Raw genomic sequence first — 20,442 nt, 5'->3', positions numbered from 1 at the left:
CGCACCCGACGGGCGTCGCCCGGCGCCGACCCCGCCCGCACCCGACGGGGGTCGCCCGGCGCCCACCCCGTCGGGGCCGGCGCCCTCGACGCCGACCGCGTCCGGGCGGATCCGCTCGACGTCGATCCCGACCGGGCCGGCGTGCGACACCGCCACCGCCACCAGGCCGGGCGCCCGGCTCATCGACAGCTGCGGCGCCGGGCTCCCGTCGGCGAGGTCGCCCACCGGGACGCCGTGCGCGGCGGACCCGCACCGCGGGCAGCGGCGCCGGACACGGACGGCGCCCGGGTCGACCCCGCACGCCTCGGCGACCGCGAGCCGCGCGAGCAGCAGCGCGGAGGCGACCGGGTTGCGGTCCCCGGGTGCCGCGCGGCCGAGCCGGTCGCGCTCGTCGGGGCTCAACCGCGGGACCAGCGCGTCCGCCGGGACGACGGCGGCACGACGGACGCGGATCGAGGTCACCCCGCCATCATCCCGCGGACAGGTGCGGACGCGTGCCCGCCGTGTGCCGCGACGAGGGGCACGTCCTTCCTGGCGGTGTGGACGCGGTGCACCCCGGCCAGGGAGGCGTTCGTCTTGGCGGTGTGGACGCGGTGTACCCGGGCCAGGGAGGCGTTCTTCCCGGCGATGCGGACGCGGTGTACCCCTGCGGGTGGGAGGTTCCTCCTGGCCGGGGGGACACGGTGTACCCGGGCCTGGGAGACGTTCGCCCTCGCGGTGCGGACGCGGTGTCCACGGTGTCCCGTCGTCCGGAGCGATGGTGCCCCCGCCCGGGTACACCGCGGACCCCGTTCGCGTCGGGGTGCCGGCGTGCAGTCGCGCGACGGGGCGTGCGGCCGCACGCTGCTCCCCGTCGTCAGGCCGCGGCGGCCTCGCGTGCAGGCTCCGGCGCCTCGTCGGCGGGGGAGCGGTGCGTGAAGCGGTGGATCGTCGCCCGCGTGCCGCCGTCGCTGCGCCGGGCGAGCGCCAGACCGACGACGACCGCGCCGAGCAGCGGGCCGACCCCGCACGCGACCATGCCGGCCCGCGCCCCGAGGTGCTCGCAGATCCAGCCGACCAGCGTGCCGGACACCGCCTGCGCGCCGAGCAGCACCAGCACGTACAGGGCCATGACCCGGCCGCGGACGTGCGGCGCGACGGTCGTCTGGACGAGCGTGTTGGACCCGGTCAGGTAGAGCAGCGTGACGACGCCCATCGCGATCAGCACGGTGATGAACACCGGGCGGGACGGGGCGGCCGCGGCGAGCAGCTGCAGCAGGCCGATGGCACCGGCGAGCAGCACCAGGTGCGTGATCCGGCTGCCGCGGCGGCGGGTCGACAGCAGCGCGCCGGTGAGCGCGCCGACCGCCAGCATCGAGGTGAGCAGCGCGTAGCCGCCGGCGTCGGTGCGGAACACCTGGTCGGTGTACGCGGCGAGCACGGTCGCCATGTTGACGCCGGTGATCGCGACGAACCCGACGAGGACGACGGACCACAGGATCCGCGGGCTCCGACGCACGTACGCGAGGCCCTCGCGGAGCTGGCCCTTCGCGCGCGCCACCACCGGCGCGGCGGTCAGCTCGCCGGTCCGCATGACCGCGAGCAGCACGACCGCCGCGAGGCAGGCGACGGCGTTGAGCAGGAACGTCCAGCCCTCGCCGACCGCGCTGATCAGGCCGCCGGCGACCGCGGGACCGACCAGGCCGCCGAGCTGGAACACGGCGGAGTTCACGCTGATCGCCTGGCGCAGGTGCTCGGGGCCGGCGACCTCGTGCACGAACGCCTGCCGCGCCGGGTTGTCGAACACGGTGGCGAGGCCGCTGACGAACGCCGCGACCAGCACGTGCCACGCCTGGACGTGCCCGCTGATCGCGAGGACGGCGATCGCGAGCGTCGAGAGCCCGAAGACCGACTGGGTGACCATGAGGACGCGGCGGCGCGGGAACCGGTCGGCGACGACGCCGCCGACCAGGCCGAGCAGCAGCATCGGCACGAACTGCAGCGTCACGGTCAGGCCGACCAGCGCGGCGGACCCGGTGAGGCTGAGCACCAGCCAGTCCTGGGCGACGCGGGCGGCCCAGCCGCTGGTGTTGGTCAGCACCTGCGAGAAGACGTAGAGCCGGAAGTTCCGGACGCCGAGCGCGGCGAGCGTCGCGTTCCGGGGCTTCGGCGCGGGGGTCGCGGTCGACGCGGCGGCCGCGGCGTCGGCGGGGGTGTCGGCCACCGGGCGGGGGCGGCGGTGCAGCGCGAGGCGCGGGCCGTGCAGCGTGCGGCGCAGGCGGCTCGTGCCGGTGGTGGCGGGGCGGCGGGTGCGGGTCGGGGACGTGGACGGGCGGCGAGCCGAGGGCACAGGTGTTCCTTGCTGGGCGATGCGGTGAGGTGTCGGTGCGGAACTCAGGTCCGTGACGAGTCGTGTCCCTCTAGGTTACGGCGCCCCAGGCAATTTCTTGAGGCGATGACCGCAATCACTGTGATGATGTTCTGTAATGATGCCGTGACGGCGCCGCAGGTCAGCGCGTCACCCCGAGCTGTAGAGGAGCGCCGTGCTTGACCCCGACCAGCTGCGGACTTTCCTCGCGGTTTCCGAGACGTTGAACTTCACGCGCGCCGCGGCGCGGCTGTCCCTCTCGCAGCCCACGGTCAGCCAGCACGTGCGCAAGCTCGAGGACGCCGCCGGGCGTCGGCTGCTCGACCGGGACACCCGCGGGGTGGCGCTCACCGACGACGGGCAGGCGATGGCGACGTTCGCCCGGACGATCCTCGCGGCGCACGACGAGGCGACCCGGTACTTCACCGGCTCGGCCATGCACGGGCGGCTGCGGTTCGGCGCCGCCGACGACCTGGCGCTGGCGCAGCTGCCGCGCGTGCTCCGCGACTTCCGCCGCCTGCACCCGCGGATCAACCTCGAGCTGACCGTCGCCCAGAGCGGCGCGCTGCACCGGCGGCTGCGGGCCGGGCAGCTCGACCTCGTCTACATCAAGGAGGCGACCGGCCAGGCCGAGGGGCAGCTCGTGCGGCGCGACCGGCTGGTGTGGGTGGCGGTGCCCGGCACCGCGGTCGACGCCGAGGCGCCCGTCCCGCTCATCACGTACCAGGGCGCGTCGCTGACCCGGCAGGCCGCCGTCCGCGCGCTGACCGACGCGGGCCGGCCGTGGCGCACCACGTGCAAGGTCGTCGAGGTGAACGGCGTGCTCGCCGCCCTGCGCGCGGGGCTCGGCATCGCGGTGCTGCCGCAGAGCCTGCTGCCCGAGGACCTGGTGCAGCTGCCGGCCGCGGCGCTCGGGCTGCCCGACCTCGGCGACGTCGACATCACGCTGGTGGCCAACCCGACCTCGCCGCGGGAGCCGATCGAGGCGCTGACCTCCGCGATCCTCGGCCAGGCACCGCGCTGACCCGCGGCGCCCCCGCACGCCGTCCTGCGCTACGGTCGCGCCCGGCCCGTCCGCAGCGGCCGGGCCGACGACGAGAGAGGACCGCCGTGGCGAGCGCCGACTACTTCCTGTCTGGGCACCCGGACGCCGCCCGCGCCGCGCTGGCCGAGGCGCTGGGCGAGCACGGGTTCGCGGTGTCGACCGGTCCGGACGGCTCGTGGGAGGTGACGCGCGGCAGCGCGACCGCCACCGCCCTGCTCGGGGCGCTCGCCGGGCGGAAGAACCAGCGGCTCGTCTACACGGTGCGGTTCTTCGACCACCAGGGCACGCCGGTCGCGCGGTTCGCCCGTGACTCGGGCGCCGGGGCGATGGGCGGTGCGTTCGGCGTCCAGCGCTCGGAGAACGTCTTCGCGGAGGTGAGCGAGGCGGTCGCCGCGCGGCTGCACGCGCGGGGGCACCTGGCGCACCTGCTCCGCGGGGCGTGAGATCCGGCCGCACGCGGCCCGGAACCGGAATGTCCCCGTAACACCCGCTGGTTAGGCTCGACGGTGGGACGCGCGTCCGCGCGCCCCGGGCACGAGGGAGAGCGTTCGTGGCACAGGGTGTGGTGGCCGAGGGCCTGCAGGTCGGGTACGCGGCGATGCTGGAGCAGTTCCATCCGACCGAGGCGGTCGAGCTGTCCGCCTACGCGGAGCAGCAGGGGTTCCTCGGCACGATGGCGGCCGACCACTACCAGCCGTGGGTGCCGCAGCAGGGGCAGTCGGCGTTCGTGTGGAACGTGCTGGCCGCGCTCGGCGAGCGCACCACGGGCGACATGGGCCCGGGCGTGACCGCCCCGACGTTCCGCTGGCACCCGGCGATGGTCGCGCAGGCGTCCGCGACGCTCGCCGCGATGTACCCGGGCCGGCACTGGCTGGGCCTGGGCTCCGGCGAGGCGCTGAACGAGCACATCACCGCGCAGTACTGGCCCGAGGCGCCCGAGCGCATCAACCGGATGTTCGAGGCCATCGACATCATCAAGAAGCTGTTCTCGGCGTCGCTCGCGGGCAAGGACGTCAAGCACGCGGGCCAGTTCTACAAGGTCGAGTCGACCCGGCTGTGGACCATGCCGGAGGTCGCCCCGGAGATCCTCGTCGCCACGGCCGGCCCCGTCACCGCCAAGCGCGCGGGCAAGCACGCCGACGGCCTCATCACGGTCGGCGCCCCGCTGGAGAAGATCAGCGGCCTGTTCGGGAAGTTCGACGAGGGCGTCCGCGAGTCGGGCCGGAACCCCGAGGACCTGCCGAAGGTGCTGCAGCTGCACCTGTCCTGGGCCGACACCGACGAGCAGGCGCTCGAGAACGCCATGGTCGAGTGGCCCAACGGCGGCATGAAGTTCCCCAAGGGCGACATCCGCTCGCCGTTCGACTTCGCGCAGATGGCCAAGCTGGTGCGCCCGGAGGACTTCGAGGGCCGCATGGTCATCTCGGCCGACCCCGACGTGCACCGCGCCGAGATCCAGAAGTACGTCGACCTCGGGTTCGACCGCATCTACCTGCACAACGTGGGCCGCAACCAGCGCGAGTGGCTCGACGTGTTCGGCCGCGACGTGCTGCCGAAGCTGGTGCGCTGACCGTGCCCGAGCCGGTGTCCGTCGCCGCGGACGTCCTCACCGCCTGGGGCGTCCCCGGGATCGGCGAGGTGCGTCCCGGCGACGACCTGGCCGCGCTGCTCGGCGACGCCCTGGCGGCGGACGCCGCGGCCCGGCCGGCGACCGCGCCCGCGGACGGCGACGTCCTCGTCGTGACGAGCAAGGTCGTGTCCAAGGCGGAGGGCCGCGTGGTCCAGGCCGAGGACCGCGAGGCGGCCATCACGGCCGAGACCGTGCGGGTCGTCGCCACCCGCGAGCACCCGGGCGGCGTCACGCGGATCGTCGAGAACCGGCTCGGCCTGGTCATGGCCGCGGCGGGCGTCGACGCGTCGAACACCGACGACGGCACCGTCCTGCTGCTGCCGGTCGACCCGGACGCGACGGCCCGGGCGCTGCGCGCGGCGCTGTCCGCGCGGTTCGGGGTGCGCGTCGGCGTGGTCGTCACCGACACCGCCGGACGGCCCTGGCGCCAGGGGCAGACCGACATCGCGATCGGCGCCGCCGGGGTGCGGGTGCTCGACGACCTGCGGGGCTCGACCGACACGCACGGGCGGCCGCTCCAGGTCAGCATGGCGGCCGTCGCGGACGAGATCGCCGCGGCCGCCGAGCTCGTCAAGGGCAAGGCGACCGGGCGTCCGCTCGCCGTCGTCCGGGGGATGGCGCACGTCGTCACCGCCGAGGACGGCCCGGGGGCGCGGGTGCTCGTGCGCACGGGGCCGGACGACATGTTCGCCGAGGGCACCGCGGAGGCGTACGCGCGCGGCTGGAAGGACGCGGCGGGAGTCGGCAGCGCCGACCGCTGAGGCGAGGCAGGACGACCTGTCGCGCCGAGCGTGCCCTGGATACGATCGAGGGCATGTCGCGCCTCGACCGCATCACCTCCGACCCGGGCATCTGCCACGGTCGGCCGGTCGTGCGCGGGCTGCGCTACCCGGTGTCGATGCTGCTGGAGCTGATGGCAGCGGGCATGTCGGCAGAGGCGATCCTCGACGACTACCCCGACCTCGAGGCCGACGACCTGCTCGCCGCGCTCGAGTACGGGGCGCTCGCGGCGGGCGGGCACACGGTCCTCCCCGTCAGTGCCGCGTGAAGTTCCTGGTCGACGCGCAGCTCCCACCACGGCTCGTGCGAGCCCTCGTCCGGCACGGGCACGACGCCGTGCACACGAGGGATCTGCCGCATGGCAATCGGACGCCGGACGCCGAGGTCGCCGCCCGGGCGGACGCCGAGAACCGCGTCGTCGTCACGAATGACGCCGACTTCCAGATCACGCACCAGCTGCACGGGCGGCAACGGCGTCTGCTGGTGGTCGCGACCGGCAACATCACCGACGACGACCTGCTCCTCGTGGTCGAGCGGTCCCTGTCCACCGTCCTCGCGGCGTTCGACGCGGCGGACCGCGTCGAGCTGCGGGCCGCGGAGATCGTGGCCTGGCCCCGGCGGGCCGTGTCCACGGATCAGGTATGACGGCCCAGCTCACAGGCGCTGGGGCTCGGTCCGCGTGGCGCCTCCGGTTCGACTGGGGGCCGACCGGCGCGCTGGCCGTCGGCGACGGCGCCGACGTCGTCGTGGTCGTCGACGTGCTGTCGTTCACGACCGCCGTGTCCGTCGCGGTCGACGGGGGCATGGCGGTGCTGCCGTACCCGTCCCGGGACGGCGACGCGGCTGAGCACGCGCGGCGTCGCGGCGCGGCGCTCGCGGTCCCGCGGTCCGCGGCGTCGCCCGGCGACCTGACGCTCTCGCCCGCGAGCCTGCGGGACGCGGTGGGGGTGCACCGCGTGGTGCTGCCGTCCCCGAACGGGTCGACGATCGCGCACGCGCTGGCCCACCGCGCCGGTGCCGTGGTCGCGGGGTCGCTGCGGAACGCGGGTGCGGTGGCCCGGTGGATCGCGGCGCAGGTGCGCGACGAGGACGCCGTGGTGGCGGTCGTCGCGGCGGGGGAGCGGTGGCCCGACGGGTCGCTGCGCCCGGCGGTCGAGGACCTGTGGGGCGCCGGGGCGGTGCTCGCGGCGCTGTCCGGCGCGCCGGGCGCGCGGCCCACGCCGGAGGCGTGCGCGGCGGTCGGGGCGTACCGCGAGGTGGCGGGCGACGTGCCGGCAGCGCTGCGCGCGTGCGTCAGCGGCGTCGAGCTGGCCGGGTCCGGGTGGTCGGACGACGTCGCGCTCGCGGCCGAGGTCGGCGCCGGCCGGTCGGTCCCGATCCTGCGCGACGGCGCCTTCGTGGCGGCCTAGCGGCGCCCGCGGGCGTCCGGGGCGCACGAGACACCCCGGGAGTGCCCGCACGGAGGGCACCCCGGACGTGTCTCGTGCACCCTCGCCGTCAGCGCCCCGGCTGCTGCCCCGCGATCTGCGCCGACTGCCCCGTCGCGCCGGGCTCGCCCGCCGGGATCGGCTCCGCGATCACGGCGGTGCCGTACGCGCACACCTCGCTGAACTGGCCGATCGCGTCGGTGTCGAACCGCATGGCGACGATCGCGTTCGCCCCGCGCTGCACGGCCTCGTCGGTCATCCGGCGCATCACCTCGTGCCGGGACTCGTACATGATCTTCGTGTACTCGGGGATCTCGCCGCCGCCGATCGACCGGAAGCCCGCGGTGAAGCTCGCCCCGATGTTGGTGGCGCGCACGGTCAGGCCCATGACCTCGCCGAGCACCGCCTGGATGCGGTAGCCGGGGATCTCGTCGCTCGTCACCACGATCATGCGGCGATCGTGCCAGGACGGCCCCGGTCCCACGACCGGCGCGGGCACGGATCACCCGCGTGCCGCGTCCCGGGCGTGGCCGCGGCACGCGGATAGCATCACGCCGAGGCATGACGAGAGGGAGGCCCGCGGTGGGCACGTCCGAGAAGTTCCAGTACGGCGGCGGGCAGTGGGGCGGCGACCTCGCGGCGACGCCGAGCCTGGCGATCGAGGTCCAGGACAGCGACATCGCCGTCATCGACTACCGGCCGGCGCCCGAGGGCCTGGGGCGGTTCTACCTCGGGTTCCAGCCGCGCGACCTGTACGACGACCCCTCGGAGAGCGAGCCCGTGGACGTCGAGGCCGAGGCGGAGGCGTTCGCCACGTGGGCCGAGGCGATCGGTGTCGACGACGTGCAGCCGAAGGAGGTCCGGCGGCTGATGGCGATCGAGGGCGAGGAGCCCGAGGACACGTTCGTCGAGGAGACGGTCGTGCGGCTGCTGCGCCTCGTCGGGCTCTCGGTGCCGAAGGGCCTCGCGGGCTGACGTCCGGAGCCCGTCCCGCGCGGTCCCGTGCCGCCGGCCTCACATCGGGGCGCGCCACGTCGTCGGGGAGGTGCCGCGGCGTCCGGCCGCGCGCTGTCGAGGTGAGGTGGGGCGGATGAGGATCGTGGTCTGCGGCGGGACCGGCGCGGTCGGACGGCACGTGGTGCGGGTCGCCGGCGGGCGCGGGCACGACGTCGTCGTCCTGAGCCGATCGGCGGGCGTCGACCTCGCGGGCGGGCCGGACGCCGCCCTCGACGCCGCGCTCGCCGGCGCGGACGCCGTCGTCGACGTGCTCGGGACGCCGACGCTGTCCGCGAGGGGCTCTGTCGCGTTCTTCACGGCGACCACCGGTCGGCTCCTGGCGGCGGAGCACCGGGTCGGGGTGCCGCACCACGTCGCGCTGTCGATCGTCGGCATCGACGGGATCGACGCGGCCTACTACGCGGGCAAGCTCGCGCAGGAGCGGCTGGTCGCGTCGGCGGCGGTCCCGCACACGGTCGTGCGGGCGGCGCAGTTCCACGAGTTCGCCGGGCAGATCGTGTCCCGGGCCTCGCTGGGGCCGGTCACGCTCGCGCCCCGGACGCTGACCCGCCCGGTCGCGGCCGCGGAGGTCGCCGAGCACCTGGTCGGGGTCGCCGAGGCGGGCCCCGTCGGCCGCGCACCGGACCTGGTCGGACCCGCCGACGACACACTCGCGGGGATGATCAGGCGGCTGTCCGCGCACGACCGCGCCGGCCGCCGGGTGGTCGAGGTGCGCCTGCCCGGCCGGTACGGCGCGGGCCTCGCGTCCGGTGCGCTCCGCGGCGGGCCGGGTGCGGTGCGTGGGCGGCTGACGTTCGACGACTGGCTGGGGTCGGCGGCACGGGTGGCGTGAGGTTCGGGCCGCCCCGTGGCGGTGTCAGGCCTTGGCGGCGCGCGCGGCGGCCTTCGCGGCCTGCTTGGTCTCGCGGACCCGCCGCAGCGAGTCGGGGTCCCGCACGTCCGCGATCGACCGCGGGACGTCGTCGCCGTAGGCGCCCGCCGCCTCCTGCCAGCCCGCGGGGGCGACGCCGCGCTGCTTGGCCAGGAGCGCCAGGAAGATGCGCGCCTTCTGGTCGCCGAACCCGGGCAGCGCCTTGAGCCGCTTCAGCACGGTCGCGCCGTCCGGGTCGCCCTCGGTCCAGATCCGCGTGACGTCGCCGTCGTAGTCGTCGACGACCGCGCGGGCGACCGCCTGGATGCGCCCGGCCATCGAGCCCGGGAACCGGTGCACCGCGGGCGGCGTGGCGCACAGCGCGGTGAACTCCTCGGCGTCGGCCTCGGCGATCCGCCGGACGTCGAACCCGCCCATGCGCTGCTCGATCTTGGCCGGGCCGGCGAACGCGGACTCCATCGTCACCTGCTGGTCGAGCAGCATGCCGGTGAGGAGCGCGAACGGGTCGGAGTCGAGCAGGCGGTCCGCGTCGGCGTCGCCGGTCAGCCACAGGGTCATCGCGCCATTGTGCCCGAGCGGCGCGACGCGCGGATCTCACCCGCCACGGGTGCCACGGCCCGTTGACGGCGACGCCCGACCGGCGGAGCGTGGACCGGGTACGAGGGAGTACCGCCATGCGCCGCCGACTGCTCGTCCTGCTGTCCGTCCTGTCGCTGCTGCTCGGGGGGAGCCTGCTCGCCGCACCTGCGGCGTCGGCGCATCCGTACTGCGCGCAGGTCTGGGGGTCGACCGCGAAGGGCGTCCCCGGCATGTCGGCGGGTCAGCTCACCAACGTCCGCGCCGGCCGGCACGCCTGCTTCGACCGGCTCGTGCTCGACGTGGACCGGCCGCTGACGGCGTGGTCGGTGCGGTACGTCGGCCAGGTCGTCATGGACGGGTCCGGGGCCGTGGTCCCGGTGCGCGGCGGGGCGCGCCTCGAGGTGGTCGCGCGCGTGAACGTGCTGCCGACCGACGCGTTCTTCGTCGGGTCCGGGCGCGACCTGGTGAACACGGCGGGGTACCGGACGTTCCGGCAGGTGGCCTGGGCCGGGAGCTTCGAGGGCGTCTCGACGGTGGCGCTGGGCGTGCGCGCGCGGCTGCCGTTCCGGGCGTTCGTGCTCCCCGGGCCGGGTGCCGGGTCGCGGCTGGTCGTGGACGTCGGGCACCAGTGGTGCGCGCCGGGCCACACCGACTGCTGAGGCCGCTCGGGGACCCGGCCGTCAGGGCGTCGGCGCGACCGCCGGGACGGTCGTCGCCGCGCCCGCGGCGGTGTGGACCACGGCCGTCGACCAGCGCAGGTCCGGGCAGTCGGCCGCGGTCGCGCAGAACCGCGCGGGCTCCTGCGCGCCCCAGCCGAGCGGGATGCCGACGACGCCGAACAGGCAGCCCGCGAGGGTGAGCGCGGACATGACGCGCTGCCGCGTGCTCATCGCCCCACCCCCTGCCCGACCCGCCGACGTCCGTCACCCCCTCCCATCGGCGGCCGGGCGCTCGCGTCGAGCAGGCATCCGGGTGATCGCGAGGGTGTGCAGCGGAGCGGAGCGCCGCCATGATCGGCGAGGCAGAGGAGGAGCACCCATGACCGAGGTGACGGAGTACGTGGCGTCGCTGACCGGCCCGGAGCGGGACCTGGTCGCCCGGCTGCTCGACCGGGCGCGGGCCCTCGTCCCGGGCGTCGAGGAGGGCACCAGCTACGGCATGGCGGCCTTCCGGCACCGCGGCCGACCGCTCGTCGCCGTGGCGGTCGGGTCGCGCGGCTGCACCGCCTACCCGTTCAGCTCGGACGTCACGGCGGCGGTGCTGGCGACGCCCGACGGGTTCGACGCGACGAAGGGCGGGATCCGGTTCACGGCTGACCACCCGCTGCCCGACGCGGCGTTCGACGCGCTGGTCGCGGGGCGGCGCGCCGAGATCGACGCGGCCCTGGACCGCGTGCGGGGCTGACGCGCCCGGACGCGCCTGCCGCCGCGCCGCGGCCCCGCGTAGGGTGCGTCCGTGCTGCTCGGTCGGTGGGTCCTCGTCGTCCCGGTGAAGGACGCGCGGCGGGGCAAGACCCGCCTGGCCGACGTGCTGGAGGCGCGGGCGCGCGCCGCCCTGGTGCGGGCGATGGCGCTGGACACCGTCGAGGCGGTGCTCGCGGTGCCCCGGGTGGCCCGGGTGGTCGTCGTCACCGCGGATCCCGAGGTCACGGCCGGCGCGGCGGCGCTCCCGCGGGTCCGGGCGCTGCCGGAGCCGCCCGCCGCGCCGGACGACGCCGCCGGCTGGGCCTCGCTCGACCGCGCCGTCTCCGCCGGCGTGGCCGCGGCGCGCGCCGAGGCGCCGACCGCGCACGTCGGGGTGCTGCTGGGCGACCTGCCCGGGCTCGACCCCGCAGAGCTCGACGCGGCGCTCGCGGCGGCCGAGGCGCACCCGCTCGCCGTGCTGCCCGACGCCGAGGGGACCGGGACGACGCTGCTGACCGCGCGGGCCGGGACGGCGCTGCGGCCGGCGTTCGGCGGCGGGTCGGCGGCTGCGCACCGGGCGCTCGGGCACGCGGAGCTCGTGCTGCCCGCGGACGCGACCCTGCGGCACGACGTGGACGTGCCGGACGACCTGGCCGCGCTCGTCGCGCGCGGGGTCGGCGGGCGGACCGGTGCGCTGCTGCGCCGCCTCGGCCCGCTGGGCTGACGTGGCCGGACGCGCCGGACGCGTTGCCGCCGGCCCGTTCCAGGTCGTCACATGACGGCGAGGTCGTCAGCACCGTCTGACGACCTCGCGCGGTTCTGACGACCTCGTCGACCGCGCGCCCGCCCGCCCCGCCCTCAGCGCCCGACGAGCGCCAGCGCCTCGGCCGCGATCCGCGCCGTCGCCGGCACGTCCGTCATCAGCGTCGCCGCCGCTGCGGACCGCCAGCCGTCGGCAGCCAGCTTCTCGGCCGCCTCGGCGTCGACGGTGTCGACCAGCCACGCGTCCAGCACGCCGACGTCCTCGCCCGCCCGCGACGCGTCGTCCCGGCGCCCGTAGAACCGCGCGACCGCCTCCGCCGTGGCGTCGACGCCGATCGTCGCGAGGCACTGCGCCGCCATCCCGCGCACGGGCGCGCCGCCGACGATCGGTGAGACGCCGACCACGGGCGCAGCGGTCGAGGCCAGCGCGGCGCGGACGCCCGGCACGGCCAGGATCGTCGACACGGACACGACGGGGTTGGACGGCGGCACGACCACCACGTCGGCCGACGCGATCGCGTCCAGCACGCCCGGCGCCGCCTGGGCGGACCCCAGGCCCACCTGGACGAACCGCAGCGCCGGCAGGGCGGCGCGGTGCCGCACCCACCACTCCTCGAAGTGGATCGTCCGCTCGGCGCCGGGGCCGGCGTCCGGGTCCGCGACCACCACGTGCGTCTCCACCGGCTCGTCCGCCATCGGCAGCAGCCGGACGCCCTGCTCGGCGAGCCCCCACCGCCGGCACAGCAGCGCCGTCGCCTCGGACAGCGTCCGGCCCTCGCGGAGCCACTGCGTGCGCGCCAGGTGCGTCGCCAGGTCGAGGTCACCGAGCGTGAACCAGTCCCAGCCGACGTCGTACGCCGCGAGGTCCGCGCTGACCCGGCTCGTCTCGTCGCGCCGGCCCCAGCCCTGCTCCTCGTGGACCGCGCCGCCGAGGGTGTACATGAGGGTGTCGAGGTCCGGGCAGACCCGGACGCCGTGCAGCCACATGTCGTCGCCGGTGTTCGCGATCACGGTGACCTCGGCGGTGGTGCCGCCGCGGCCGTCCGGCAGCCGGTCGCGCAGCAGGGCCAGCAGCCCGCGGGTGAACCGGGCGCCGCCGACGCCGCCGGACAGGACGGTGATCCTCATCGTGCTCCTCCGTGAACGGGCTCGGGCCGGGTGCTGCCGGCGTCGTGGGCGTCGGCCGCGCCGCCGGGCGCCGGCTCGCCGAACGCGATCACCGGCCGCCCCGTCCGCGGGTTCGTCAGCACGGCGCACTCCACGCCGTAGACCCGCCGGACGAGGTCCGCGGTCAGCACGTCGCGCGGGTCGCCCGCCGCCACCAGCCGCCCCTCGGCGAGCACCAGCACGTGCGCGCAGTACGCGGCGGCCAGGTTGAGGTCGTGCAGCGCGGCGACGGTCGTGCGGCCGAGGTCGCGGACGAACGCCAGCAGCGACAGCTGGGCGCTGACGTCCAGGTGGTTGGTCGGCTCGTCGAGCAGCAGCAGGTCCGGCTCCTGCGCGAGCGCCCGGGCGATGTGCACGCGCTGCCGCTCGCCGCCGGACAGCGCGGACCACGCCCGGTCGGCCAGGTGGGCGGCGTCGGCGGCGGCCAGCGCGCGGTCGACGGCGGCCTCGTCGGCGTCGGCGCCCCAGAGCGTCCGGTACGGGATGCGGCCCAGCGCGACGACCTCGCGGACGGTCAGCGGGACGGTCGACGACGACTCCTGCTCGAGCAGGGCGACCCGGCGGGCGCGCTCACGGCGCGGCACGGTGTGCACGGGGACGTCGTCCAGCAGGACGGCGCCGGCCTCGGGGTCGAGCAGCCCGGCGATCAGCCGCAGCAGCGTGGTCTTGCCGGCGCCGTTCGGGCCGAGCAGGCCGGTCAGCGCGCCGGGCGGCGGCGTCGCGTCCACGCCGTCGACGACCCACCGGCCGCCGAGCCGGGTGCCGACGCCCGCGATGCTCAGGTCCACGCCGACCCCCTCCCGCGCCGCAGCAGCACCGCGAACACCGGCACGCCGATCAGCGCCGTGACGATGCCGACCGGCAGCTCCCGCGGGTCGAACAGGGTGCGGGCGCCGGTGTCCGCCCACACCAGGAAGATCGCCCCGACGACCGCGGCGACCGGCAGCAGCCGCCGGTGCGCCGGGCCGGTGAGCGCCGACACCGCGTGCGGGAGCACCAGCCCGACGAACCCGATCGACCCGCTCACCGCGACCATCGCGCCGGTCAGCAGCGCGACCAGGGTCATGAGCACCCACCGGGTCCGGTCGACGGGGATGCCGAGCGCGGCGGCCGCGGTGTCGCCGAACGCGAACGCGTCCAGCCGCACCGCCGACGCGACCAGCACGGTGCCGACGACGACCAGCGCCCCGGCGGCGATCGCCACGCTCTGCCAGGTCGACCCGGCGAGCGAGCCGAGCAGCCAGTTGAGGATCTCCCGGTAGGAGTCGCCGGTCGCCGACCAGAAGATGACGAACGACGTGCCCGCGGCCGCGAGCTGCGACACCGCGAGGCCGGCCAGCACCGCGCGCCCGGGGGTCAGCACGCCGCCGACCCGCGCCAGGCTCAGCGTCGCGACCAGCGCCGCCAGCGCCCCGGCGAACGCCGCGACCGGCAGCAGCAGGCCGATCCCGACGACCAGCACCGCCACCGCGCCGAGCGACGCGCCCGACGACAGCCCGAGCAGGTACGGGTCGGCGAGCGGGTTGCGGGTCAGGCTCTGCATCACCGCGCCCGCCAGCGCGAGGCCCGCGCCGACCGCCGCGCCGGTGAGCACCCGCGGCAGCCGCAGCTCCCACACGATCGCGTCGGTCAGCACCGGCACACCGCCGTCCGCGCCCGCGGCCGGGCCGAGGCCGACGTGACCCGCGATGCTCCGCGCGACGTCGGCGACCGCGATGTCCGCCGGGCCGATCGTCACGCAGACCAGCACGGTGCCGACCAGCAGCACGACCCCGACGAGCAGGGTCGGCAGCAGCGGCGGCCGCCACGGGGGCCGAACCCCGGGGCGCGCCTCGTGGGCGGGTGCGGTGGTCGTCATCGGCGCGGTCAGCCCTCCAGGCCCGCCAGCTGCTCGGACAGGGACACCACGGCCTCGGCGTTCCGGACGCCCGCCTCGGCGGCGGGGAACGGCACGGTCAGGTAGCGCTGCTCCCGCACGGCGGTGAGCTGCGCGGTGGCCGGGTTCTGCTCGAGCGCCTCGATCTTCGACTCCGCCGTGTTCCAGGTGGCGTCGACCAGGACGATCACGTCGGGGTCGGCCGCGACGACCTGCTCCCAGCCGGCGGACGTCCAGGTGTCGTGCACGTCCGCGAAGATGTTCGTCAGCCCGGCGGCGTCGAGCATCATCTGCGGCGCGCCGATGCCCGCGCCCACGTACGGGGTGTCGTCGCCGGAGGAGTACCAGAGCGCGGTGGTCTCCTCGGCGGGCGGCTCGACGGCGTCCAGCTGCGCCTGCTGCCCGGCGATCAGCTCCTCCGCGCGGTCCTCGACGCCGAACACGGACGCGAGCTCGCGGATCTCGTCGAACAGGCCGTCGAAGGTCAGCGGGTCCGGCATGTACCCCTCCTCCTTGCAGGCGGCGGGGGAGACGTACGTGCCGATGCCGAGGCCCTGCAGGGCGGCGCGCTCGCCGGCGCCGTCGTCGGAGAAGTTCGACTCCCACCCGGCGTACACGAAGTCGGGCTGCACCTCGAGCAGCGCCTCCTGGCCGGGCACCTTGTCGGACAGCACCGGGACGGCGTCGTAGGCGGCGGTGTACTCCTCGGGGACGGGTCCGTCGGCGAAGGCGGTGCCGACCAGGCGGTCCCCCAGGCCGAGCGCGAGCAGCATCTCGATCGACGTCGACTTGATCGCGACGACGCGCTCCGGCGGGCTCTCGACGGTGACCTCGGTGCCGCAGTTGTCGAGCGTGACCGGCTCGAACGCGCTTGCGGAGGCGGACGCGGCGGCGGTGCCGTCGGCGGCCGGGGCGTCGCCGGCGCCGGCGGTGCCCGAGCAGGCGGCGAGCGCGGCGACGGCCAGGGCGGCGGGCGCGGCGAGGGCGAGGCGGGCGGTGCGGGTGGCGCGGGCGGGGCGGGTGCTGGTGCGGGGGGTGCTGCGCACGGGGCGGGGCTCCTGACGGGATGCGGCGACGGCGCGGGCGCGGCCGCGGCGACGTCGTCGAGCGGTCCGGGCGCCCGCGTCGGACGCTCGGTCCGACGGTGGACGCTGGGGGAGGCGGTCCCGTGGCGACGCGCGAGGGCGTCCGCCGCTGCGGGCCGGGGAGGGTGCACGTCGCGCCCGGTGGCCGCGCCGCCCATGCGCGGGCGGCGACACCCAGGCCATATCCGGCCTGGTCCGGAACCACCCTACGCCCGCGGGCGCCGCCGCCGCGCCCTCCCGCGCACCGCGCCCGCCCACGCCCACGCCCACGCCCGCCGAGTCTCCACTTCCGCACTGCGCCCCCGCGCGCCCACACAGTCCGGGAACGGAGACTCGACGTACCTGCCCGCCGAGATGGCAACTCTCGGCTGTGCGCGGGCGTCCCCGGACAGCCGAGAGTTGCCATCTCGGCGACACGGGGCGCTACGGGAGGGCCGCGAGGGACAGGGCGGTCGCCACGCGTTGCACCTCGTCCGGGCCGCCCGACAGGGCGCCGACCGTCACCCGGACGTGGCCCGCGCCACCGGCCGGCGGGTCCGCGTCGGCGTCCGGGCCGTCGTCGGGGCCCGACCCCGCGCGGAACGGCCGGCCCGGCGCGACCCGGATCCCCGCCGCCGCCAGCCGCACGAGCGCCGTCGCCTCGTCGGCCACCGGCACCCAGAGGTTGATCCCGTCGCCGGGCTGCACCTCGACCCCGTGCCCGGCGAGCGCCGTGCTCAGCGCGCGCTGCCGCGCGTAGTACGTCCGGCGGGCCTGGGCGACGGCCGCGAGCGCCTCGCCGTCGTCGAGCAGGTCGGCGAGCACGTGCTGCAGCAGCCGGCTCGTCCACCCCGGCCCGAGCATCCGCCGCGCGACGACCCGGTCCAGCACCGCCGCCGGCCCGCCGACCGCCGCGATGCGCAGGTCGGGCCCGTGCGACTTGGAGTACGACCGCACGTGCACGACCCGGTCGGGCAGGTGGCTGCCGAGCGACACGTCGGCGGACGAGGCGATCTCGCCGGAGTGGTCGTCCTCGACGATCGTGAGCCCCGCGCCGGGCGTCTGGGCCAGGTGCTTCCGGACGACCGCCGCGAGCTCCCGCGCCCGGGTCGAGGTCATCGAGACGCCCGTCGGGTTGTGCGCGCGGGGCTGCAGGACCACGACCTCCGCGCCGGTGCGCAGCGCGGCCGCCAGCGCGTCCGGTCGCAGGCCCTGCCGGTCGAGCGGCACCGGGACGCGTTCCAGGCCGAGCTGGTCGCACAGGTCGAAGATCGGCGGGAACGACGGGTCCTCGACCACGACCCGGTCGCCGAACCCCGCGAGCTGCTCGAGCGTGCGGCTCATCGCGTCCACCGCGCCGTCGACGACCGTCACCCGCTGCGGCGTGAACGGCCAGGACGTGCGCAGCAGGCGCTCCAGCGGCTCGACGACGGGGGCGCCCAGGTACGAGCCGGTGCCCGCGGCGGGCGTGGCGGCGGCGACCCGGGCGAGGGCGCGGCCGAGCGGCGGGAGCAGCGCGGGGTCGGGGGTGCCGGTCGACAGGTCGAGCGGGCGCCCGGGGCGGGTGGCCGGGGCCGCGGCGACCGGTGAGCGCCCCGGCGTGCCGGTCGCCGCACCCGGCAGCGGCCGCGCCGTCCCGCCCGGCTCCGTCCCGCCCGCCGACCGGCCGCCGGCCGCGAGGTCCCGGTACCGCGGCGGCAGCCACGACGCCGGCTCCGGCAGCACCACGGTTCCCGCCCGCCCGCGCGACGCCACCAGCCCGACCGCGGCCAGCGCCTGCCACGCGCCGCTCACGGTCGCCGGGCTGACGCCGAGGTCGGCGGCGAGCCGGCGCACGGTGGGCAGCCGGTCGCCCGGCCGCAGGTCCCCGCTGCGCACCAGGCGCGACACGGCGGCGGCGATGCCGCGTGGACTGCGGTCCTCCACGTGCTGGGCCACGTCCATGGGCGTCATCGTGCCCCCGCGCGCACCTGCTCGAGGCCCGGCCCGCAACCCGGGGCCCGAGTGTTTACAGGCCCGTCATCGACGTTCTCGGGGCCGTTACCGGCAGAAACGCCGCAGAAATGTTCAACCCCCACAGTCACATTCCCATCGGGCCCCTCACGGCGGCCCGGTCCCGGTCCCACCACCACGCGGAGGTCCCTCATGTCAGTCGTGCGCGTCGCCTTCACCCAGGCCACCTGGACCGGCGACAAGGAGTCGATGATCCAGCTGCACGAGGACTGGACGCGCAAGGCGGCGGCCGAGGGCGCGCAGGTGATCGGCTTCCAGGAGCTGTTCTACGGCCCGTACTTCGGCATCACCCAGGACACGAAGTACTACGAGTACGCCGAGACGATCCCGGGCCCGACCACCGACCGGTTCTCGGCGCTGGCCAAGGAGCTCGGCATCGTCATCGTGCTGCCGATCTACGAGGAGGACCAGCCCGGCGTGCTCTACAACACGGCGGCGGTCATCGACGCGGACGGCACCCTGCTCGGCACGTACCGCAAGCACCACATCCCGCACCTGCCGAAGTTCTGGGAGAAGTTCTACTTCCGGCCCGGCAACCAGGGCTACCCGGTGTTCGAGACGGCGGTCGGGAAGATCGGCGTCAACATCTGCTACGACCGGCACTTCCCGGAGGGCTGGCGGGTGCTCGCGCTGAACGGCGCGGAGATCGTGTTCAACCCGAACGCCACGGCCCCCGGCATCTCGAACAAGCTGTGGGAGGTCGAGCAGCCCGCCGCCGCCATCGCGAACGGCTACTACGTCATCGCGAACAACCGCGTCGGGCTCGAGGACAACGAGTACGGCGACGAGGCCGTGAACTTCTACGGCTCGTCCTACGCCGTCGGTCCGGACGGCAACTACGTCGGCGACGTCGGCTCGTCGTCGGAGAACGAGCTGCTCATCCGCGACCTGGACCTGGACGCGATCCGGACGACCCGGGAGCGGTGGCAGTTCTTCCGCGACCGCCGGCCGGACGCCTACGGCCCCATCGTGGCGCCCTGACCGGCCCGGGAGGACGAGGCATGAGGACCCTCATCACCGGCGGCACCGTCGTCAACGCGACCGGGCGCGGCGCCGCGGACGTGCTCGTCGACGGCGAGACGATCGTCGCGCTGCTGCAGCCGGGCTCGACGGCCCTGGGCGTCGACCTGCGCAGCACCGTCGACCGCGTGATCGACGCGACCGGCAAGTACGTCATCCCCGGGGGCATCGACGCGCACACCCACATGGAGATGCCGTTCGGCGGCACGTTCGCGTCCGACACCTTCGAGACCGGCACCACCGCGGCGGCCTGGGGCGGCACGACCACGATCGTCGACTTCGTCGTGCAGTACCCGCACGAGAACCCGGTCGACCAGTACGCGCTGTGGCACCAGAAGGCGGCGGGGAACTGCGCGGTCGACTACGCGTTCCACCAGATCCTGTCCGACGTGCAGGACTCCTCGCTGCACGCGATGGACGAGCTGATCGCCGAGGGCGTCACGTCCTTCAAGCTGTTCATGGCCTACAAGGGCGTGTTCCTGTCGGACGACGGCCAGATCCTGCGGGCCATGCAGAAGGCGTCCGACAACGGCGCGATGATCATGATGCACGCCGAGAACGGGTCGGTCATCGACACCCTCGTGCAGCAGCACGTCGCCCGCGGCGAGACCAGCCCGTACTACCACGGGGTCTCCCGGCCCTGGCAGGCCGAGGAGGAGGCGACGCACCGCGCGATCATGCTCGCCGACCTGACCGGGGCGCCGCTGTACGTCGTGCACGTCTCCGCCAAGCAGGCCGCCGAGCAGATCGCCCAGGCTCGCGACCGCGGCCAGAACGTGTTCGGCGAGACCTGCCCGCAGTACCTCTACCTGTCGCTCGAGGACCACCTCGGCGCGAGCAGCGAGCGGTGGGGCGACTTCGAGGGCGCGAAGTACGTCTGCTCGACCCCGCTGCGCTCCAAGCACGAGGGCCACCAGCACCAGATGTGGAACTCGCTGCGGACCAACGACCTGCAGCTCGTGTCCACGGACCACTGCCCGTTCTGCATGACGGACCAGAAGGAGCTGGGCCTCGGGGACTTCTCCAAGATCCCGAACGGCATCGGCTCCGTCGAGCACCGGATGGACCTGCTCTACCAGGGCGTCGTCACCGGCGAGATCAGCCTGGAGCGCTGGGTCGAGATCTGCTGCACCACACCGGCGCGGATGTTCGGCATGTACGGGCAGAAGGGCGTGCTCGCGCCCGGCGCCGACGCGGACGTCGTGGTCTACGACCCGAACGGGCACACCTCGATCGGGCTCGGGAAGTCGCACCACATGGCCATGGACTACTCGGCCTGGGAGGGCTTCGAGGTCGACGGGCACGTCGACACGGTGCTGTCCCGCGGCGAGGTCGTCGTCGACGGCGGGCTGTTCCTGGGCCGCGCCGGCCACGGCAAGTACGTCAAGCGCGGCCTGTCCCAGTACCTGATCTGACGCCCCTCGACCCCGGAAGGAGGGCC

General features: G+C 75.7%; 23 protein-coding genes and 1 pseudogene. 14 read left to right on the top strand and 10 right to left on the bottom strand.

The genetic code is table 11. The annotated features are described in order from the left end of the window. Positions 1 to 462, bottom strand: a pseudogene (locus tag Cpa01nite_RS11675) (hypothetical protein); the annotation flags it as partial. A 394-nt stretch (positions 463 to 856) separates the two neighbouring features. Beyond that, positions 857 to 2,329, bottom strand: coding sequence for an MFS transporter (locus tag Cpa01nite_RS11670; protein WP_239068727.1), 1,473 nt, complete (start codon positions 2,327 to 2,329; stop codon positions 857 to 859). Positions 2,330 to 2,522: 193 nt separating this feature from the next. Between Cpa01nite_RS11670 and Cpa01nite_RS11665 the strand changes: the two genes are divergently transcribed. The 7 genes from Cpa01nite_RS11665 (at position 2,523) to Cpa01nite_RS11635 (ending at position 7,211) form a co-directional block, all read left to right on the top strand. Continuing rightward, positions 2,523 to 3,371: a LysR family transcriptional regulator gene (locus tag Cpa01nite_RS11665; protein WP_203668936.1), complete on the top strand. Its 849-nt coding sequence runs from the start codon at positions 2,523 to 2,525 to the stop codon at positions 3,369 to 3,371. Positions 3,372 to 3,457: 86 nt separating this feature from the next. Continuing rightward, positions 3,458 to 3,835 carry a hypothetical protein gene (locus Cpa01nite_RS11660; protein ID WP_203668935.1) on the top strand — a complete coding sequence of 126 codons (378 nt, stop codon included), beginning with the start codon at positions 3,458 to 3,460 and terminating at the stop codon, positions 3,833 to 3,835. 155 nt (positions 3,836 to 3,990) lie between these two features. Continuing rightward, entirely contained in the window at positions 3,991 to 4,962 is a 972-nt protein-coding gene (locus Cpa01nite_RS11655) for a TIGR03557 family F420-dependent LLM class oxidoreductase (RefSeq protein ID WP_203668944.1), read from the top strand. 2 nt (positions 4,963 to 4,964) lie between these two features. Next, positions 4,965 to 5,783 (top strand): coenzyme F420-0:L-glutamate ligase, encoded by an 819-nt coding sequence (locus tag Cpa01nite_RS11650; RefSeq protein ID WP_203668934.1) that lies wholly within the window; start codon positions 4,965 to 4,967, stop codon positions 5,781 to 5,783. A 53-nt stretch (positions 5,784 to 5,836) separates the two neighbouring features. Next, on the top strand, positions 5,837 to 6,070 hold the full coding sequence (locus Cpa01nite_RS11645) for a DUF433 domain-containing protein (RefSeq protein WP_203668933.1): 234 nt from the start codon (positions 5,837 to 5,839) through the stop codon (positions 6,068 to 6,070). Then, a complete protein-coding gene (locus tag Cpa01nite_RS11640; protein ID WP_203668932.1) occupies positions 6,067 to 6,447 on the top strand; it encodes a DUF5615 family PIN-like protein in 381 nt (126 codons plus the stop codon). Before Cpa01nite_RS11645 ends, Cpa01nite_RS11640 begins: the two co-directional genes overlap by 4 nt. Further along, entirely contained in the window at positions 6,444 to 7,211 is a 768-nt protein-coding gene (locus Cpa01nite_RS11635; RefSeq protein WP_203668931.1) for a 2-phosphosulfolactate phosphatase, read from the top strand. Before Cpa01nite_RS11640 ends, Cpa01nite_RS11635 begins: the two co-directional genes overlap by 4 nt. A gap of 88 nt (positions 7,212 to 7,299) precedes the next feature. Here the strand turns inward: Cpa01nite_RS11635 and Cpa01nite_RS11630 are convergent, their stop codons facing one another. Next, complete coding sequence (locus Cpa01nite_RS11630) at positions 7,300 to 7,680, bottom strand: YbjQ family protein (RefSeq protein ID WP_203668930.1); 381 nt, start codon at positions 7,678 to 7,680, stop codon at positions 7,300 to 7,302. A gap of 131 nt (positions 7,681 to 7,811) precedes the next feature. On the opposite strand from Cpa01nite_RS11630, the gene Cpa01nite_RS11625 reads away from it, so the two are divergent. Next, positions 7,812 to 8,204, top strand: coding sequence for a hypothetical protein (locus tag Cpa01nite_RS11625; protein ID WP_203668929.1), 393 nt, complete (start codon positions 7,812 to 7,814; stop codon positions 8,202 to 8,204). A 115-nt stretch (positions 8,205 to 8,319) separates the two neighbouring features. Beyond that, positions 8,320 to 9,078 (top strand): SDR family oxidoreductase, encoded by a 759-nt coding sequence (locus Cpa01nite_RS11620; RefSeq protein ID WP_203668928.1) that lies wholly within the window; start codon positions 8,320 to 8,322, stop codon positions 9,076 to 9,078. A gap of 24 nt (positions 9,079 to 9,102) precedes the next feature. Here the strand turns inward: Cpa01nite_RS11620 and Cpa01nite_RS11615 are convergent, their stop codons facing one another. Next, a complete protein-coding gene (locus Cpa01nite_RS11615; RefSeq protein WP_203668927.1) occupies positions 9,103 to 9,675 on the bottom strand; it encodes an HhH-GPD-type base excision DNA repair protein in 573 nt (190 codons plus the stop codon). 116 nt (positions 9,676 to 9,791) lie between these two features. Here Cpa01nite_RS11615 and Cpa01nite_RS11610 point away from each other — a divergent pair, with 116 nt between their 5' ends. After that, positions 9,792 to 10,355: an AMIN-like domain-containing (lipo)protein gene (locus Cpa01nite_RS11610; RefSeq protein ID WP_203668926.1), complete on the top strand. Its 564-nt coding sequence runs from the start codon at positions 9,792 to 9,794 to the stop codon at positions 10,353 to 10,355. A 21-nt stretch (positions 10,356 to 10,376) separates the two neighbouring features. Here Cpa01nite_RS11610 and Cpa01nite_RS11605 read toward each other — a convergent pair whose 3' ends face one another. After that, complete coding sequence (locus Cpa01nite_RS11605; RefSeq protein WP_203668925.1) at positions 10,377 to 10,586, bottom strand: hypothetical protein; 210 nt, start codon at positions 10,584 to 10,586, stop codon at positions 10,377 to 10,379. A gap of 148 nt (positions 10,587 to 10,734) precedes the next feature. On the opposite strand from Cpa01nite_RS11605, the gene Cpa01nite_RS11600 reads away from it, so the two are divergent. Both Cpa01nite_RS11600 and cofC read left to right on the top strand, forming a co-directional pair. Continuing rightward, on the top strand, positions 10,735 to 11,100 hold the full coding sequence (locus tag Cpa01nite_RS11600; protein WP_203668924.1) for an iron chaperone: 366 nt from the start codon (positions 10,735 to 10,737) through the stop codon (positions 11,098 to 11,100). A 51-nt stretch (positions 11,101 to 11,151) separates the two neighbouring features. Then, entirely contained in the window at positions 11,152 to 11,823 is a 672-nt protein-coding gene (cofC, locus tag Cpa01nite_RS11595; RefSeq protein ID WP_239068726.1) for a 2-phospho-L-lactate guanylyltransferase, read from the top strand. Between the two features lie 134 nt (positions 11,824 to 11,957). Here the strand turns inward: cofC and cofD are convergent, their stop codons facing one another. From cofD to Cpa01nite_RS11570, 5 genes are all read right to left on the bottom strand, one after another. Further along, on the bottom strand, positions 11,958 to 12,989 hold the full coding sequence (gene cofD / locus Cpa01nite_RS11590) for a 2-phospho-L-lactate transferase (protein WP_203668923.1): 1,032 nt from the start codon (positions 12,987 to 12,989) through the stop codon (positions 11,958 to 11,960). Next, positions 12,986 to 13,816: a putative F420-0 ABC transporter ATP-binding protein gene (locus tag Cpa01nite_RS11585; RefSeq protein WP_203668922.1), complete on the bottom strand. Its 831-nt coding sequence runs from the start codon at positions 13,814 to 13,816 to the stop codon at positions 12,986 to 12,988. The genes cofD and Cpa01nite_RS11585 overlap by 4 nt, the downstream gene beginning before the upstream one ends. Continuing rightward, on the bottom strand, positions 13,807 to 14,886 hold the full coding sequence (locus Cpa01nite_RS11580) for a putative F420-0 ABC transporter permease subunit (RefSeq protein ID WP_203668921.1): 1,080 nt from the start codon (positions 14,884 to 14,886) through the stop codon (positions 13,807 to 13,809). The genes Cpa01nite_RS11585 and Cpa01nite_RS11580 overlap by 10 nt, the downstream gene beginning before the upstream one ends. An 8-nt stretch (positions 14,887 to 14,894) precedes the next feature. After that, positions 14,895 to 15,950: a putative F420-0 ABC transporter substrate-binding protein gene (locus Cpa01nite_RS11575; RefSeq protein ID WP_373307398.1), complete on the bottom strand. Its 1,056-nt coding sequence runs from the start codon at positions 15,948 to 15,950 to the stop codon at positions 14,895 to 14,897. 462 nt (positions 15,951 to 16,412) lie between these two features. Further along, positions 16,413 to 17,912 (bottom strand): aminotransferase-like domain-containing protein, encoded by a 1,500-nt coding sequence (locus Cpa01nite_RS11570; RefSeq protein ID WP_203668919.1) that lies wholly within the window; start codon positions 17,910 to 17,912, stop codon positions 16,413 to 16,415. A gap of 201 nt (positions 17,913 to 18,113) precedes the next feature. On the opposite strand from Cpa01nite_RS11570, the gene Cpa01nite_RS11565 reads away from it, so the two are divergent. Continuing rightward, positions 18,114 to 18,962, top strand: a complete 849-nt coding sequence (locus Cpa01nite_RS11565; protein WP_203668918.1) for a nitrilase-related carbon-nitrogen hydrolase — start codon at positions 18,114 to 18,116, stop codon at positions 18,960 to 18,962. A gap of 20 nt (positions 18,963 to 18,982) precedes the next feature. Then, positions 18,983 to 20,416: a dihydropyrimidinase gene (gene hydA, locus Cpa01nite_RS11560; RefSeq protein ID WP_203668917.1), complete on the top strand. Its 1,434-nt coding sequence runs from the start codon at positions 18,983 to 18,985 to the stop codon at positions 20,414 to 20,416. Positions 20,417 to 20,442: the final 26 nt, after the last annotated feature.

The organism is Cellulomonas pakistanensis, from assembly GCF_016862755.1.
Taxonomy (GTDB): domain Bacteria; phylum Actinomycetota; class Actinomycetes; order Actinomycetales; family Cellulomonadaceae; genus Cellulomonas; species Cellulomonas pakistanensis.
The sequence above is the reverse complement of the archived record's forward strand: the minus strand, read 5'-3'. Positions and strand labels throughout refer to the sequence as shown.

Bases quoted from the DNA above. Each gene is read 5' to 3' on its own strand.
- Cpa01nite_RS11655 (WP_203668944.1), top strand. From the start codon at position 3,991: ATGCTGGAGCAGTTCCATCCGACCGAGGCGGTCGAGCTGTCCGCCTAC.
- Cpa01nite_RS11645 (WP_203668933.1), top strand. From the start codon at position 5,837: ATGTCGCGCCTCGACCGCATCACCTCCGACCCGGGCATCTGCCACGGT.
- Cpa01nite_RS11635 (WP_203668931.1), top strand. From the start codon at position 6,444: ATGACGGCCCAGCTCACAGGCGCTGGGGCTCGGTCCGCGTGGCGCCTC.
- Cpa01nite_RS11630 (WP_203668930.1), bottom strand. From the start codon at position 7,680: ATGATCGTGGTGACGAGCGACGAGATCCCCGGCTACCGCATCCAGGCG.
- Cpa01nite_RS11620 (WP_203668928.1), top strand. From the start codon at position 8,320: ATGAGGATCGTGGTCTGCGGCGGGACCGGCGCGGTCGGACGGCACGTG.
- Cpa01nite_RS11615 (WP_203668927.1), bottom strand. From the start codon at position 9,675: ATGACCCTGTGGCTGACCGGCGACGCCGACGCGGACCGCCTGCTCGAC.
- Cpa01nite_RS11610 (WP_203668926.1), top strand. From the start codon at position 9,792: ATGCGCCGCCGACTGCTCGTCCTGCTGTCCGTCCTGTCGCTGCTGCTC.
- Cpa01nite_RS11605 (WP_203668925.1), bottom strand. From the start codon at position 10,586: ATGAGCACGCGGCAGCGCGTCATGTCCGCGCTCACCCTCGCGGGCTGC.
- Cpa01nite_RS11600 (WP_203668924.1), top strand. From the start codon at position 10,735: ATGACCGAGGTGACGGAGTACGTGGCGTCGCTGACCGGCCCGGAGCGG.
- cofD (WP_203668923.1), bottom strand. From the start codon at position 12,989: ATGAGGATCACCGTCCTGTCCGGCGGCGTCGGCGGCGCCCGGTTCACC.
- Cpa01nite_RS11580 (WP_203668921.1), bottom strand. From the start codon at position 14,886: ATGACGACCACCGCACCCGCCCACGAGGCGCGCCCCGGGGTTCGGCCC.
- Cpa01nite_RS11570 (WP_203668919.1), bottom strand. From the start codon at position 17,912: ATGGACGTGGCCCAGCACGTGGAGGACCGCAGTCCACGCGGCATCGCC.
- Cpa01nite_RS11565 (WP_203668918.1), top strand. From the start codon at position 18,114: ATGTCAGTCGTGCGCGTCGCCTTCACCCAGGCCACCTGGACCGGCGAC.
- hydA (WP_203668917.1), top strand. From the start codon at position 18,983: ATGAGGACCCTCATCACCGGCGGCACCGTCGTCAACGCGACCGGGCGC.